General features: G+C 56.4%; 14 protein-coding genes and 1 pseudogene. 3 read left to right on the top strand and 12 right to left on the bottom strand.

Annotation, left to right across the window (positions count from 1 at the left end; genetic code table 11):
• Positions 1-151: 151 nt before the first annotated feature.
• The 7 genes from K426_RS27995 to K426_RS27965 all read right to left on the bottom strand — a co-directional run bounded on the left by K426_RS27995 (position 152) and on the right by K426_RS27965 (position 9,464).
• Complete coding sequence (locus tag K426_RS27995) at positions 152-460, bottom strand: Rieske (2Fe-2S) protein (RefSeq protein ID WP_066564551.1); 309 nt, start codon at positions 458-460, stop codon at positions 152-154.
• Complete coding sequence (locus tag K426_RS27990) at positions 457-1,752, bottom strand: cytochrome P450 (RefSeq protein ID WP_066564548.1); 1,296 nt, start codon at positions 1,750-1,752, stop codon at positions 457-459. The genes K426_RS27995 and K426_RS27990 overlap by 4 nt, the downstream gene beginning before the upstream one ends.
• A 41-nt stretch (positions 1,753-1,793) precedes the next feature.
• Positions 1,794-3,437: a GMC family oxidoreductase gene (locus K426_RS27985; protein WP_082749241.1), complete on the bottom strand. Its 1,644-nt coding sequence runs from the start codon at positions 3,435-3,437 to the stop codon at positions 1,794-1,796.
• Positions 3,430-3,681, bottom strand: coding sequence for a hypothetical protein (locus K426_RS27980; RefSeq protein WP_066564544.1), 252 nt, complete (start codon positions 3,679-3,681; stop codon positions 3,430-3,432). The genes K426_RS27985 and K426_RS27980 overlap by 8 nt, the downstream gene beginning before the upstream one ends.
• A complete protein-coding gene (locus K426_RS30855) occupies positions 3,678-6,008 on the bottom strand; it encodes a TonB-dependent receptor (RefSeq protein WP_082749240.1) in 2,331 nt (776 codons plus the stop codon). The genes K426_RS27980 and K426_RS30855 overlap by 4 nt, the downstream gene beginning before the upstream one ends.
• A 63-nt stretch (positions 6,009-6,071) precedes the next feature.
• Positions 6,072-7,367, bottom strand: coding sequence for an aromatic ring-hydroxylating oxygenase subunit alpha (locus K426_RS27970; protein WP_066564532.1), 1,296 nt, complete (start codon positions 7,365-7,367; stop codon positions 6,072-6,074).
• A 732-nt stretch (positions 7,368-8,099) separates the two neighbouring features.
• The gene (locus tag K426_RS27965) at positions 8,100-9,464 is read right to left on the bottom strand and encodes a transposase (RefSeq protein ID WP_013039168.1); all 1,365 of its coding nucleotides are present in this window, start codon (positions 9,462-9,464) and stop codon (positions 8,100-8,102) included.
• A gap of 149 nt (positions 9,465-9,613) precedes the next feature.
• Between K426_RS27965 and K426_RS27960 the strand changes: the two genes are divergently transcribed.
• Positions 9,614-10,219, top strand: coding sequence for a fumarylacetoacetate hydrolase family protein (locus K426_RS27960; RefSeq protein WP_158511801.1), 606 nt, complete (start codon positions 9,614-9,616; stop codon positions 10,217-10,219).
• Between the two features lie 179 nt (positions 10,220-10,398).
• The gene (locus K426_RS27955; protein ID WP_046765929.1) at positions 10,399-11,208 is read left to right on the top strand and encodes an IS5 family transposase; all 810 of its coding nucleotides are present in this window, start codon (positions 10,399-10,401) and stop codon (positions 11,206-11,208) included.
• 6 nt (positions 11,209-11,214) lie between these two features.
• On the opposite strand, the gene K426_RS33205 is transcribed toward K426_RS27955, so the two are convergent.
• From K426_RS33205 to K426_RS27945, 3 genes are all read right to left on the bottom strand, one after another.
• Positions 11,215-11,397 (bottom strand): SDR family oxidoreductase, encoded by a 183-nt coding sequence (locus K426_RS33205; protein WP_350339859.1) that lies wholly within the window; start codon positions 11,395-11,397, stop codon positions 11,215-11,217.
• Complete coding sequence (locus tag K426_RS32805; RefSeq protein ID WP_257721831.1) at positions 11,376-11,627, bottom strand: SDR family oxidoreductase; 252 nt, start codon at positions 11,625-11,627, stop codon at positions 11,376-11,378. The genes K426_RS33205 and K426_RS32805 overlap by 22 nt, the downstream gene beginning before the upstream one ends.
• 188 nt (positions 11,628-11,815) lie before the next feature.
• Positions 11,816-12,193 carry a hypothetical protein gene (locus K426_RS27945; protein WP_237230234.1) on the bottom strand — a complete coding sequence of 126 codons (378 nt, stop codon included), beginning with the start codon at positions 12,191-12,193 and terminating at the stop codon, positions 11,816-11,818.
• Here K426_RS27945 and K426_RS33200 point away from each other — a divergent pair.
• A pseudogene (locus K426_RS33200) lies at positions 12,174-12,698 on the top strand (IS110 family transposase); the annotation flags it as partial. The gene K426_RS27945 and the pseudogene K426_RS33200 sit on opposite strands and share 20 nt — an antisense overlap.
• 255 nt (positions 12,699-12,953) lie before the next feature.
• Here K426_RS33200 and K426_RS27935 read toward each other — a convergent pair.
• Both K426_RS27935 and K426_RS27930 read right to left on the bottom strand, forming a co-directional pair.
• Positions 12,954-13,880 (bottom strand): 3-keto-5-aminohexanoate cleavage protein, encoded by a 927-nt coding sequence (locus K426_RS27935; protein WP_066564526.1) that lies wholly within the window; start codon positions 13,878-13,880, stop codon positions 12,954-12,956.
• 263 nt (positions 13,881-14,143) lie between these two features.
• Positions 14,144-14,683, bottom strand: coding sequence for a VOC family protein (locus tag K426_RS27930; RefSeq protein ID WP_082749237.1), 540 nt, complete (start codon positions 14,681-14,683; stop codon positions 14,144-14,146).
• Between the last annotated feature and the right edge of the window lie 184 nt (positions 14,684-14,867).

Here is a 14,867-nt window from a genome sequence, read left to right as displayed (position 1 = left end):
GCGCCTGGATTAACGCCCGCCGTCCGGACAACTGCCCCATTATCCTCTCCCTATATTCTGTTTAGTCAAATGCCGGGTCTCCGCCGCGAGATGCATAAAAAACAAGCAGTGAATGGGAAAATTCACGCCAACGGCAACGTCAGAAGCTCGTCTATAACTCCACGAAAACATCGTCATCTTCGACGATGATCTTGTACGCGATACTGTCCTCGCTTGCTGGCAGTCCGGACACGACGCCGTTGCGGAGGCAAAAGCGTGATCCATGCGCGGGGCATTCGACTGAATCCCCATCGAGGAAGCCTTCGCTCAGGGATTCGTCTTCGTGGGTACAACGGTCATCTATTGCCAGGATATCGCCACTGTTCAGATGAGCGATACAGAGGATTTTCCCTCCAACTTCCAGCCTAGTAAGTTCACCGGCAGCGAAATCTTCGGTTTTACCAATGCTGTGACGGCTCATCGGCCCGCACTCCAATCGCTGAGAATTATAGGAAAGCTGATGTAGGTCGGGATATTGTCCGCACCGCGCATCGCCAGAAGCTGTGGAGTTTGGCGAGGATCCAGCTTAACGTCCGCCTGAAACAGCCTTTGCAACAGGTGGATATGGCTTCCGCTTTTGCCGTCATTCCCCAGTACGACCCGCAGCCCCATGCATTGATGCGCGCCCGCGCCAAAGGAGAAGCCATACCGGTCATAGCCGTCGGGCTTCGGGCGATGCGGATTGAAGACGTCGGCATCTTCGCCGAACACCGTTTTGTCTCGTCCTGCAGTTGGCAACATGGCGTGGATTTCGTCGCCCGCATTTATCGGGCATCCGTTCGGACCCGGGATCTCGTCCGATGCCACTCGTGTGATATAGGGTACGAACGGACCTTTAAGCCGCAATGTCTCCTGCAGCGCATTGCTCATAAATTCCATACTGTCGATCAGTTCCCGGTCTTTTGGATGAGCCGTGAACCAGTTGGACAGGTCAGCAATCGTGTTGAGCACCGCCTGGGCGCTAGTTCCCGTGGATGCAACGAAGAAGAGAATAGCTTCCTTGACCGCCAAATCTTCGTCGGCGTAATTTTCATTGGCGCCGGTGGCTACCATCTGCAGGAGGTTGCGAGGAATATCCTCTTCTGCCATTTCACCGCGCGCAACCCGGTCCAGATCACCCCGCATCGCCTCGAACGAAGGGCGATAAAATTCCCTGAGGAAGATTTCCTTCGCCGAAATTGCTTCCCGGATGATCCTCTCGCGATCTTGAAAATGGCCGGAACTCATACCCGCGAAGATCGGCAGGGCGCACGCCTGCAACCGCTCCATACGCTCGACGCTTTCGATGTCTCGCAGGCCGATGATCTTTGCGGCAAATTCCAGGAACACCTTCTCGACGACCGGTGCCAGATCGCAGCTGAAGCTGCCGTCCTCCCCGCGCACGAGCGCGCGGCCCAGCCAACGGTCGACCGAGGGGAGCACCACATCCTCCCGAAACCGGACAAGTTGGTCGGGCCGCACGAGCGCGTTCAAAAGTCCGCGCCGCGCGCGATGGGGGTCCCCGTTGATCATCGGCAGAATTCCGATCAAGAACTCCTCCGAGTTGATCGTACCCACCTCGGTCGGGTCCAGGTAATTGTTGCTCGAGACGTCAGCGTCACCGAACGCCGCTCTCGATCGGAGCGCAGTCTTCACCCCCTCCATCGTGTCGAGTTCTACTGTCTTCGCACCGAAAGGGCATTTGGCGGCATTCGTATTCTGCGCGATGTTCATCGTCAAACTCCTACAGGGATTTGATATCTCGGACGATTTTGCTACTTCGAACCATCGTATCGGCTTCCGCGGATGAGATCCGCAGCCTTCTCGCCGATCATGATCGTCGCGGCGTTGGTGTTCGTGCTGGTAATGGAAGGCATGATCGAGGCATCGGCGACCCGCAGGCCATCCACCCCTCTCACCCGCAAAGCTGGATCGGTTACCGCCTGATCGTCCGCACCCATGCGACAGGTACCGACCGCATGATATCCAAGCGAAACAGTGCTCCTGATATAATCCGTCCACTGGTCGTCTGTTTCGGGCACAGGGTTCGGATTGCGAGCCGCTGTTATCAACGCCTGCATGGTGGGAACCTTGCTCAGCCGATCAATGAACCTGCACCCTGCAATCAGCGTATCGACATCGCGCTGATCATCGAGCAAAGCATGAGAAATCTTGACCTTTCGATCCTTATCCAGCCTGATATGTCCCCGACTTTTGGGTCGACATAGCGAGGCATAGAGGGTCACGATCTGATCCGTGGGTATGCCGCCACCCCCCGAACTCCAGGTTTCCGCCTCGGGAGACAGATCGAAGCCCAACGGCATGAAATGGATTTGCAGGTCCGGCTCATTCCGTTCTTCACTGGATCGCACGAGGCCCATCGCCGGCACGGCGGGCGCCGCAAGCGGCCCCGACCGATTCCAACCGAAACGGGCAAAGTATCCGAGCATGTCGATCGGACGCTGCCGACTGTTGAGCGTCGGGCGATTGACGAATTTATTCTGTCCCACGCCAGGATGCTCGTGCAGATTGGCGCCCACGCCCTGAAGATCGTGCACGACATCGATGCCGAGTTCGCGCAGATACTCGGCCGGGCCGACGCCTGATCGCAATAGGATGGCGGGTGAACCCATCGCACCGGCGCTCAGGATAATCTCACGGGTTGCTTCAATCGTCGCCGCGCCATGTTCTGTAGTGAACTCGACGGATTTGGCGCGCCTGCCTTCAAACGAAATACGCTCTACATTCGCCCGCGATATTATTTCCAGATTCTTGCGATGGCGGATGGGGCGCAGATAGGCTTTCTCCGTACTGCACCGCCATCCGCGGCGTTGGGTCGCTTGAGCGTAAAATACGCCCTCCATGTCACCACCGGCAGGATCGACGAGCGTTGGTATGCCAAATTCGTTGCAAGCTTTGATGAACCTGTCGGTGAGGGGATGATAGCCCCGCCGCATGGGCGAAACCGTAAGCGGTCCCTCTGTGCCGCGGGATGGGCTTGGCATGCCGGTCCATGTTTCGGACTTCCTGAAATAGGGCAGAACATCGTCGAACCCCCAGCCAGTAGCCCCTGCTTCAACCCAGCCGTCAAAATCCCTGCGTGTCCCCCGAACATAGACTTGGCCATTGATGGAACTGCCGCCGCCGAGCATTTTGCCGGCCGGCCAGATCAGTTGACGATCCTTGATCGTGAGGTCGGGATCGTGGCTGTAGCACCAGTCCGTTTGGGGGTTGCCGACCAGTTTCACATATCCGATGGGGACCTGCACCATCAGCGAGCGGCCGTCTCCGCCGGCTTCCAGCACCACGACCCGAACGGCAGGATCTTCAGACAGGCGGCTTGCGATTACCGCACCCGCGCTGCCGCCGCCGACTACCACATAATCAGCTGTTGCAATTTTATGAACAGGCTTAAACATGTCCCACGGCCCCAAACGGCTTTTTTCGCCATATATAATCGATGCGCGCCGCAGAAATGAAAGCCGCCTTGCCACGTTTCTCGACTGAGAAGAGAAGTCTCGCGAGGCGACGTGATGGAGCGAAAGTCAAAACAAACAGGCTGGCCGGAGCGAGCGAGACCACGGACATAAGCGACGCGCCCGAGGCGCGCCGCTTACGGATATGAGCATCGGACTTCATGAAAAAAACCTTGGCCGGCATCATGGCGTCCTCATGCCAATAGTCACTCCGAACGTCCTTGGGCGTCCAGCTATCCGCGATACGCCGTCGCCAAAGGAAATCGCGTTACTCCAATATCGCTCATTATTCAGATTGCGCGCCCAAACGCTTGCATACCATCCCTTGTCTGATCGCAGCCCTATGCGGGCATCCAATACGAAATAGCGCTTGATTTGGAACGCGGAGGGCTCGCCCAAATCAGCATATGTCCGCGAATTATATACTCCCGATGACCCGATGTACCCTTCGAGTCCGTCGCCGACAGGCGCAGCGTATTCCGCATCAAAATTGGCAGAGAAGGGTGGAGCAAGATTGAATTCGGATCCGCTGTAGTAAGTCGGCAGTCCAAGATAATTCAGTCCAACATACTGATTAACTTCGGTTTTTACATAGGTGGCGGCACCATGCAAAGTCAAACCATCCACCGGGCGGGCCGTAAAATCAAAATCAAAGCCTTTCACGCTCGACTTCGGAATATTGATCACTGTAGGCAACACAATCAAGCTTTGAACGTACGTGAAAAATTGTTTGTCGCGATAATCATAATAGAAACCAGAAAGGCTGAACTGCAAATGGCGATCAAAAGCCGAACCCTTCGCGCCGATTTCGTAAGATGTAAGTTTTTCCTGCCTTACAGGTCGAATTTGTGATGAAAGGGTAGCAAACTGGTCGGGGAACTGCCCAGCTTTGTAACCACGACTGACTAGGCCGTAGAGTAACGTGCCGGGCGAAATCTTATAGTTCACTCCCGCGCGCCAGGAGACATTGTTCTGCTTTTGACTTTTTTGAACGGCGCCGGGTAAAAAGGTTGGGTTGGCGCCCAGATCGTCCAACGTGACACAGCCACCCGGAGAAATAGGGTCTGGTACCGCCGGAAGACCGGCATTTGCTCGCGCAAATGCCGAAAGTCCGTTGATTGCGCCTGCGAAGATGCCATTGCCACCATCCAACGTGCAGCCCTGAACAGTCTGCTTTGTATTCGTGTAACGCACGCCACCAGTTAGCGTCACATCATTAACTATTTCGTAATCGACATTTGCAAATGCCGCGATTGCTTCATTGGTCAATCTGAACTGATTTGAAAGTTGAGTACCTATTGGCAGCGCAGAGTATCCGGGATAAACGGCAGTAAAATTGTCCTTGCTGAATAGATCATGCGCGTAGTTGCCACCTACTGTGTAGGTTATTCCTTGCGACGGCAAATCCCCAGACAATCGGATCTCTTGGGTGAACGACGATATAGCCGCCGTTAAGACGATCTGCTGCGTCGGTACTGACATTCCATCAGAATCCCGCGGATTTCTGGAATGCGTGTTAACATAATTTGATAAAGAAGTAATATTGGCATTTTCACTCAACTTGTAGTCAGCTCGCACAATCGCCTGATAAGTCTGTATATTGCCCCGTGTATTAAAATTGGGGTCGATACCAGTTTCACGATTCTTGGTTGCCAACGGATAGGTCGTCAGTCCTGGCGCGGGATTTGTCGGGTCAGCAGGAGTGACAAGTGATGCTTGGAGCTGTTGAATTTCGCTCCGATCGATGAAAGCGTTTCCGATCACGGACAGCGTTAGACGATCGGTCGTCGCCCATTCCGTCGAGAGGCGCGCGCCAAACTTGTTCTGGTCGCCATTTTCCCGTCCGGTCGTGGGATCATGTTGCCACGCGCCGAACTGCGTTGTGGTAAGCGCCACTCGGGCCTTGAGTGTATCGGATATAGGTCCGCTGACGAAGCCCTCCAGCCTCACCTGTCCGAAATGATTTGCGTCGAGCAGTGCACCGGTAGCGAACGAATTGGTCGGTTTGGCTGATATTACATTGATTGCGCCGCCGGTCGAATTTTGCCCAAAAAGGGTTCCTTGTGGTCCTTTAAGAACCTCGACGCGCTCGACATCAAGCAATAATCCTCCGGTCATGATTGGATAGGATAATGGCGCTTCGTCGAGATACGCATTGACCGCAGCGGGCGATGCTCCAGAATTGGAATAGAAATTCACGCCACGCAATGAATAGAGAGGGTAACCAAGGGGGCCGACACTAGCTGAAAAACCCGGCGCGACTATTGCGAGCTGCGAAAGGTCGGTTACACCTGCATTCTGCAGCTGGTCTCCTGATGCGGCGTTGATCGTCATGCCGACGTCGCTCAGGCTCTGCGCGCGCTTTTGCGCCGTTACGATGATGTCATCCACCGCGGAGCTGCCACTTTGCGGCCCGGTCGCCCCTTGGCCAGCAGCAGTTTGAGCCTGCGCGCTGACTGAAAGGCCCCAAGACATGCACAATACGCTGACAGATGTAATGAGCCGGATTATCATAGAACTCTCCCCTATAATGCCCGCATCTGTGCGTGGCGTTTCAAGTATTTTTTATGAAAATAGCTAGGCGGTAACGATGATCGGTAGGCCGACGTCTTCGACTTCCAGGCCATCCGGAATATTATTTTTACCAATCAATCTATCGAACTCGAGATTGTAATTATAAATCTGCTGTTCTTTGTAACCTAGGCGTATTTTCTCGATGCCACCGCTCGACATCGCTTCTTGCATTTGTTCCATCGCATCCAGATCCTGCTGCATGACCGCGCTAAAGAACTGGACGCCTGCCTCACCTGCCTCCGCGGCTGCTTTGGCGGTGGCTTCGGGATCCTCGCCGGTCCTGCTGATACTGAGAAAATACCCATCGGCGCGCGTCTGGTTGACCGAAACCGGCCAGATCGAAAGCACGAAGAGCAGGGATTCAGTCACGGTGATGCTGACATTGGGGAAAAGAGTATAGGCACGTTGCGAGATGCTCGTGACTTCCTTCATGCCGCTCGAGTCTGCTGGCGCGAGCCCATCGGACTTCACCACAGATCCGATCGCCGACGCAGTCCGCGGTTTGATAGTCAGCGCGGAATGCCCGTTGGACAGGCACTGACGGGCTGCCACCTTAGAATCGACGAGCGGATGAAGAGTGTGCGTGTGAACGAATTTCACATGATAGTTCTCGGCGAAGTTATCGAGAACGGCTTTCCAGTTGACCGGCAGTTCACGACTTACAGACTTGTAAAGTCGCACGCGATCCATCGGTACGTCGCCGATCGCGCTTCCCAAAACACCGAGGAAATCCTGGAGCGGCGCTGCATCCTCATCGAAATTTATGAAGATGATTGCTCCAAACTTCTCGCAGCGAATGCTGCGGAGCGATTTCCCGCCTTTGTCCAGTCCGGGGAAATCATGCTCATCCGGTACAAATTTGAGTTCGCCCTGAAGATTATAGGTCCAGCAATGATAGCCGCAGGTCAAATTGGGCTGAACGCCACCGGCCGCCTTGATGAGCTTTGACCCCCGATGCTGGCATACGTTGTAAAAGGCGTTGATGGCGCCCTTGTCATCGCGGACGAGCACCACGGGAACGTCTGCGATGGTGGTCGTTTTGAAGCTACCGGGCTTGGCAAATTCATCGACAAAGCCAGCGAGCAGCCAGCTTTGCTTCCAGATCGCGGTATTCTCGATCTCGAAGAAATCCTGGCGTGTATACCGGCCCACCGGAATTTCGGCCATCGCCGGGAAGTCCGCAGGATGCTGCTTGCTCTTGTTATTTTCGTCAGCCAGTTCCCACATCCGCTGGATCCGGGGCAGGGCCTCGATATCGGAATCCACCACGATCCGGCGTGACATTTCCTTGACTTCCATCGATCGATCCTCACACTTCGGCGCTGCTCTGCGGCACGCCTCTTTTGCTGTTCAACTGATAAGTAAAGCTAGCACGGCAGACTGTCAACAGATCAATGTTCGGAGGCGTAGAGCCTGCCAAAGTCGGGGCAGTTCCGAGTTCCTCGGTTATGGATATCGAACGTTTAGTATAGGAAATATCGGAACTTTGCTCACGGGCACCCGATTATGGGGCAGCGCGGCATAGCCCCGCGCGGGTCATATGTCAGAGGGAATGTTGCTTCTCTTTTGATCAGGGTTTATCGGTTCGCACGAATCTGAAGACGACCGTTCGCAGCGGCGGTGATGTCGCCCCAGTCAGAATTCTGAGCGCTGGTTAGGGGCACAGCGATGCGGCGTTGTTCAAGCGCCTGCGGTGCCAAGGAGGAAAGGTTGCGATGAAACTTGTCACATATTCCCGATCGCATAAGCATGAGGAACGGCTAGGTGCCCTGCTTGACGACGGCCATGTGCTGAATGTGCAAGGCGCTCACTGCGTTGTTGGCGGAACGCTGGATCCAGCGTTGCAATCCATGCAGTCATTGATCGAAAGCGGGCCAGCCGGCTTGGAGCGGGTTCGAGCTTTGGTGCTTTCCAATGATCCAGGATGCAGGCTCACGGTTGGTCGGGATATACGTCTCTTGTCGCCTTTGCCGCGCCCTGAGCAGTTACGCGACTGCATGTGCTTTAACAGCGCGGTGACGAAGTCGGTTTTCAGCCGGGTCTGTCAGCGCCTTCAGGGGTAAAAACGATGAGGAGCATGGCCCTTTCTCCGTCGAACTCGGCGACGAGGGCGATGACGAGCGCAACATCGGTCTGAACTACGAACAAGAATGCCTTGGATGCGCCCCTGGCGCCCCTCGGAGTGCCGCAACCGAACAGGGCGCGCATGAGAATGCCAAGATTGAACCCGGCGACGTGGATCAAATAACGCTTGTGAACATTCTCGCGCCCGCGCAGCCACGCGCGGCGCATGCCGCCGCGATCCAGGACGTGGGCAAAGCTACGCTCGACCATCTCACCACGCTTGCGCATCGCCTTGCGTCCGACGGCGGATTTCAGGCGAGACCGATTGGCGTAGACGGCCTTCTGGGCAGCCTCGTCGCCGTGCCAGCGCAGATATCCATTCGGCGGTGCCGGCTCGGCGATGCGCGTCTTCCAGATGTCGCCGTCGAGACCCTTGAGGAGCTCGCGCGAATGATAGCCTTTATCGGTCACAAGATCGCAGGGATCCCCGGACGTCGGCGCCAGGCCAATGTCGGCGAGGTTGCGTGCTGCCGTCTCCAGCGTGGCGTCGAGCGTTGTCGTGTCGCCCTTGTCGGCCGGGTGGATCGGCGCTGCCACGATAACACCCGTGTCGAGATCGACCGCGTGTTCGGGCTTGTAGGCCAGACGCGTCGAGCCGTTCTTCATCCGCGCGACCTTCGCGTCGGGATCGGTCTTGCTCGCCCAGTCCGCATTCGACAGCTTCTTGCCCTTGCGTTTGCGATCGAGCCGGACAAGGTCGTCGATCGTCGGCGTGTCGATGCCGCTCTCTTGCGCCATGCGCACCAGCATCTCGCGGTAGGTCTCGCCATTGTCACGCCGCACGATGGTACGCAGCGCGGCGTTCGCCTCCATGGTCGAGCCATCGACGCCGATCCGCTCGCCTTTCACCAGATCGTGCCCGGCGACGAGGGCCAGTACCCAGCCGAAGATCTGGTCATGTACCTCGTGCGGCAGGCGGCTCCGCGTCTTCGACAACCAGCTATGATCAGGGACCTTGTCGCGGCTCGACAGTCGCAGGAACTCCCGCAGCGACAGCGAATCCGAACAGCGCCAGACAATCCCGCGTTCGCTGTCGATGCCCTCGAAATAGCCGATCAGCAGCATGCGGAAATAGCGGCCCGGCGGCAGCGACGGGGCTCCCATCCGCGGCGCATAATAGGGCTTGCACGTCTTCTCGACAAAGCCATCGAAGCCCGCCTCGGCCAGCAGCTTCTGGAGCTTGTCGTAGAAAACATGCCCCGGTGAACGCGGTATCTCCGCCCACGTCACGATCAAATCGGACTGGACCTCGCTATCACGCCCCATCGCCATCGCCGCTAACCCGCCAGACAATCCCACTGCCGCACTGAATCAGCCACCGCCGACTTCGTCAACGGCCTGTTAAAGACCATATGATCGGATGCGCGGAATCCATCCGACGGCAGAGCGGCGCCGCCGCGATAAGCCACCGTCACGCAGCGATGATCGAGATACTGGGGACGCAACCGCTATACTGCAAAAGCAATCGCTTTGCCGTGATCGGTACCGAAGAAGATGTGTTCTGGCCGAAATATTCGAAAGTGATCGATTACGAGTTGGAAATGGCAGCGATACTTTGGCGATCTGGGAAGAATATGACCCCTGCAGAGGTGAAGGATAGAATATTCGGCTATACGATATTCAACGATTTCACCGCGAGGGATACGCAGGCTGTAGATGGGCGAGCTGGCCTGGGGCCTTTGAAATCGAAAGATTTCGATAGGTCAAATGCTCTTGGACCATGCATCGTCACCGCGGACGCATTCGATCCCTATGACTGTGCAATGACGGTCCGCGTGAATGGCGAAGTCAGATCGCGCGGCCATAGCAGCACTATGACGTGGACATTTGAAGATGCGCTGAGCCTGATCAGTCAGGAAGAGACATTATATGCCGGTGAAGTGTTTGGCTCTGGCACCGTAGGCGGCGGAAGCGGGCTGGAACTGGAGCGTTATCTTCAAGACGGTGACGTAATTGAACTTGAAATTGAAGGCATTGGCGTTCTTCGTAACCAGATACGGGTCAACAGCGCTCCCAATCAGCCATAGCCTCTTGCTGGGATGCGAGAGCGCGTGTCTGGATTGGCCTGTGTCATATGCCGTGCGTGAGACCAGATCGCAATTTGATCGCTAACTGCTTTGACGATAACAATTTGCCATCACATGCTGGACCGAACACCTAGAGACTGTTATGGACTTGAGAATCGATAAGATTGAAACGGTTCGGCATGAGCACTTGCCGCAAGCCGTACCCGTCCGATGTGTCCGATGAAGAGTGGTGGCTGGTTGCGCCCTACCTGACGCTGCAGCGTGAGGATGCTGGACAGCGTGAGCATAGCCTTCGCGAGGTGTTCAACGGACTGCGCTACATCGTGAAGACCGGCGCGCCGTGGCGGTGGATGCCGAACGACCTGCCGCCTTGGGCAGCGGTGTATCAGCAGACGCAGCGCTGGCTGGCGGCGGGCTGCTTCGAAGCGCTGGTGGACGATTTGCGCGCCATGCTGCGTTTGGCGGCGGGACGATCGGCCGAACCCACCGCTGCGATCATCGACAGCCGGACGTTGCGCTCCACGCCCGAGAGCGGCGAGCGCGCCGCCTATGACGGGGCAAAACGCAAGAAGGGCTCCAAGCTCCATATCGCGGTCGACACGCTCGGCCACCTGCTCGCACTGCATGTCACGCCGGCCAGCGCGGAAGATCGCGGCGAGGTCGAGAAACTCGCCCGAACGGTCCAGGCCGTCACCGGCGACAGCGTCGAGATCGCCTGGGTCGATCAGGGGTATACCGGCGAGCGTGCCGCGCAGGCCGCCGAACGGCACGGCATCACCCTGGAAGTTGTCAAATTACCCGAGGCGAAGCGCGGCTTTGTTCTCCTTCCCCGTCGATGGGTCGTCGAACGTTCCTTCGCATGGGCAACCAAATTCCGCAGGCTCGTCAAGGATTACGAACGATATGCCCAAACCCTCGCAGGGCTACATGTCGTCGCTTTCGCTTGCCTCATGATCAGGCAAGTCGCCGCTCTCACCGCAGATTCATAACAGTCTCTAGACGATCGCCAGGCCCCCATCGACCGGCATCGAAATACCGGTCACATAATCTGCCTCGTCGCTGAGCAGCCACACGACCGCGGCCGCAATATCATTCGGTGACGCTATCCTGCGCAGCGGCACCTTTCCGCGTGCCGTGCAATCGCATTTCCTGAAGCCTAGGCGGCCGTCCGGAACAATGGCGTATCCGTGATCCCGGGGCAGACGACGTTGATCCTAACGCCAAATGGCGCGACCTCGATTGCGGCTGAAACCGACAACGCCTTGACTGCTGCCTTGCTTGCGCTGTAGGCGGCCGATGAGGGAAACGGTTTAATTCCAGCCGTGGACGACAAATTGACAATTGATCCCCAGCCTTGTTGCTTCATCTGCGCGATTACCGGCGCCATGACGTGAAAGCATCCTGAAATTTATGTCGGTGACGCGTTGAAATTTTTCGGCGGGAAGCAGATCCAGCGTCGCGTAAGTGGCGATCACGCCGGCGGAGTTCACCAGGTAATCGATTTTTCCAAAGGTCGAGACACATCGTTCGGCGATGGCTTTGCCGCAACTGGGATCGATCGTTAGCGGTGCGAGCGTCCCACGTTGACGGTCGCGGTTATTCTGTGGTCGTGTAGCGCGTGGGGTCGAACAGTTCCTTGATGGCAGGAACGACGAGCGCGATGTCGAGATAAGCCTCATTGGCAAGGAAGTGCGCGGTATCTGCCCCCATGCGAGGCTTGCCGAGCACCGGCTGCCCCTTCTTGTCGACGCAGTAGATCAGGATCGGCAGCAGCAGACCGTGATGGATATCGCCGCGATTGAGCATGGGCTTCCAGTCGCGCAGGTTCAGATTCATGGCCGCATAGAAGCCCTGACACCAGGGACGAGGATCGATCCCTCCATCAGGTTTTTCAACGAAGCGCGGCGCATACTCCTGTGGCCTGTTGAAGAAGGTGTCGTTGATGCGATTGGGGGCATTCCTCGAACGGATCATGCAGGCCGCCCACATTCCTGGTCTGGGTGAAGCCATCGCCTCCTTGTTGTCGGTGCGTGCCGAGTTGATGGAGCAGATCAAGGAAATGGATCGGCGGTTGCGCGTTATCGCCAGTCAGTCACAAGCCTGTGAAATCCTCATGACCATTCCAGGCGTCGGCGTGCAGACATCGGCTGCCTTTGCAGCTGCAGTCGACGAGGCGAGCCGCTTCCGACAATCGCGCAATGCCAGCGCCTACTTCGGCCTGGTTCCCAGACGCCATCAATCAGGCTAACTCGACTGGACCGGCAGGATCACCAAACAAGGCGACGGGACCGTGCGCAAGTTGTTGTATGAAGCTGCCAACTCGATCCTGACCCGAAGCCGGGAAAACTTCGCACTCAAGACGTGGGCCACGAAGATCGCCAAGCGGCGCGGCCTGAAGAAGGCCCGTGTCGCCCTAGCTCGGCGCCTCGCGGTCATCATGCACGCCATGTTGCGCGATGGCACTTTGTTCCAGGCGTGAGATGCAGTAAAAGCGGTCTGCCAGCGGTGAAGCGTCAAAGCTGATCCGAGGGCGGTGCCCCGAGAGGGAACGCAGAGACGAACGATCTGCGAAGGTAGTCAGATGGGCTGCAAAGCTCGCATCGAGTCAATGCAACGTTCGCCTCTGTGAGACACGATAAAGCACGACCAGGCCTCGCCTCGGCCAGTGCGGACAGATCCATGAAACCTTCAAGGGATCGGCACCGCCTAGCAACTGCAATTACAGATCCTGACCCTAGAACGCGACCTTGTCGTCACCTTTCAACGCGAGTATCGATCGGGCTTCCGCCGGGGTTGCGACTTCCAGTCCCAGCCCCTCTATGATTTGTCTCACGCGCACCACCTGTTCCGCGTTGCTTTCGGCCAGTTCGCTCCGGCCAAGCCAGAGGCTGTCTTCTAGACCAACCCGCACATGGCCGCCCATGGCGGCCGCTTGCGCTGCTACGGTCATCTGATGTCTGCCAGCCGCCAGCACGGACCAATGGTAATTGTCGCCGAATAGGCGATCGGCCGTTCGCTTCATATGGAGGACTTCTTCGGGATGCGCGCCAATTCCCCCCAGCAGGCCAAAGCAGGTCTGAATGAAAAGGGGGGCTTCCACCAGGCCCTCCTGGAAAAAATAGTTTAGGTTATGAAGATGGCTAGTATCGTAGCACTCGAATTCATACCGAGCACCCGTGCCGTTGAGCGTGTCGAGGGCGTATCGAATATCTTTGAAGCTGTTGCGGAACACCAGATCATGGCTTCCTTCCAGCATCGCGCCTTCCCATTCGAATTTGAAGTCCTTGTACCGTTTAAGCATTGGGAAAAGGCCGAAATTCATCGATCCCATGTTGATGCTCGCGACTTCAGGTTCCCACATCGCTGCCGGTTTGAGGCGTTCCTCGACCGGCATGTATGGTGATCCCCCCGTCGTGATATTGATGACGACATCGGATGCTTGTTTGATGATTCTCAGAAACGGTTCAAACGCTTCGGGCGTTTGATCAGGTCTTCCATCTTCTGGGTTGCGCGCATGCAGATGCACGATCGCCGCGCCCGCGGCGGCAGCTTCCAGCGCCGATGAGGCAATCTCCTGGGCTGTGATCGGCAAATATGGCGACATGGAGGGCGTATGGATCGACCCGGTTATGGCGCAACTGATTATCACCTTTTTTTTCATAGACTATCCCTAGGTCAGGCGCAGCGATGCGCTAGTTCCAGCAACGTGCAAAGTTATAAGTGTCTTCTCCGCCAAAGTTTTTTGGCGCCCGTCGGCGGTTCTATGCGGTGTCCCAACGCAACAGTCTCAGCGATGAGCATACCTTGTAAAAGCAGCATCCAGGATCGATTTATGGCATAATCGTCATCGCTGACGCACCAAGTAACTACCGACATGCACCTGCAACGACCGATGCCGCTCCGATAAAGCCGACGCCTTCTATTCTACGCGGCCGTCACATCGCTGCCGGCCAGAATTTTGGCGCTCATGGCATCAGGATCGAAAAATTCTCCTAGCGGATTCTGCGCAAAGGCCTCGGTCTTGAAATAGGCCTTTGGACGCGCCGCATCTGGCCAGTTATTAACCTGATTCTCAACCTGATTGCCATCGGGATCCTTATAGTACAAGGACGTGGTCGGGCCGTGATTTATGGAAATATGCGGCAGGATATCATGCTTCTTCAGCCATTCATATTGTCTGAACAGACCTTCGAAAGACGAATAGCTGTAGGCGACATGGTCGATGCCGGCGTGCTCGTTCGTCATCGGAACCAAGCCGGGCTTGTTCACGATCGCCAGTCGGTGATGCTCCTCGTCGAAGGTGAGAAAAGTCAGTTTTTCGTCATTGTAGACCAGGTCGGCGTTCAGGAAGATGCTATACCAACGGACCATCTCGGCATATTGGGATGTACGCACCACGAAATGGGCGAAATAGGCCGGTCGTTCCACAGGCGACTGATCAAGCGCATTTTCGGAATGGTTCATTTCAAAATCCTGTTTTCTGTTACGTTAATATGGCAAGCCTCGGTGTCGGACTCATGCCGCGACTGCAGCCATAATCAGGCCGACCCCAAATCTTTAACTTACATATTGATCAGTAATGTGGGAGCGACTTCACTAAGTCAATAGGTTTTCCGGCCGATGGGCTTCACGCAAAAACGTCGTTCTG

Origin of the sequence: Sphingobium sp. TKS (genome assembly GCF_001563265.1) — a bacterium.
GTDB lineage: Bacteria > Pseudomonadota > Alphaproteobacteria > Sphingomonadales > Sphingomonadaceae > Sphingobium.
The sequence above is the reverse complement of the archived record's forward strand: the minus strand, read 5'-3'. Positions and strand labels throughout refer to the sequence as shown.

Coding starts and splice junctions, on each gene's coding strand:
- K426_RS27995 (WP_066564551.1), bottom strand. CDS start 460: ATGAGCCGTCACAGCATTGGTAAAACCGAAGATTTCGCTGCCGGTGAA.
- K426_RS30855 (WP_082749240.1), bottom strand. CDS start 6,008: ATGATAATCCGGCTCATTACATCTGTCAGCGTATTGTGCATGTCTTGG.
- K426_RS27960 (WP_158511801.1), top strand. CDS start 9,614: ATGATCGAGATACTGGGGACGCAACCGCTATACTGCAAAAGCAATCGC.
- K426_RS27945 (WP_237230234.1), bottom strand. CDS start 12,193: ATGATCCGTTCGAGGAATGCCCCCAATCGCATCAACGACACCTTCTTC.
- K426_RS27955 (WP_046765929.1), top strand. CDS start 10,399: ATGAGCACTTGCCGCAAGCCGTACCCGTCCGATGTGTCCGATGAAGAG.
- K426_RS27985 (WP_082749241.1), bottom strand. CDS start 3,437: ATGTTTAAGCCTGTTCATAAAATTGCAACAGCTGATTATGTGGTAGTC.
- K426_RS27930 (WP_082749237.1), bottom strand. CDS start 14,683: ATGAACCATTCCGAAAATGCGCTTGATCAGTCGCCTGTGGAACGACCG.
- K426_RS27970 (WP_066564532.1), bottom strand. CDS start 7,367: ATGGAAGTCAAGGAAATGTCACGCCGGATCGTGGTGGATTCCGATATC.
- K426_RS27990 (WP_066564548.1), bottom strand. CDS start 1,752: ATGAACATCGCGCAGAATACGAATGCCGCCAAATGCCCTTTCGGTGCG.
- K426_RS27965 (WP_013039168.1), bottom strand. CDS start 9,464: ATGGCGATGGGGCGTGATAGCGAGGTCCAGTCCGATTTGATCGTGACG.
- K426_RS27935 (WP_066564526.1), bottom strand. CDS start 13,880: ATGAAAAAAAAGGTGATAATCAGTTGCGCCATAACCGGGTCGATCCAT.
- K426_RS27980 (WP_066564544.1), bottom strand. CDS start 3,681: ATGATGCCGGCCAAGGTTTTTTTCATGAAGTCCGATGCTCATATCCGT.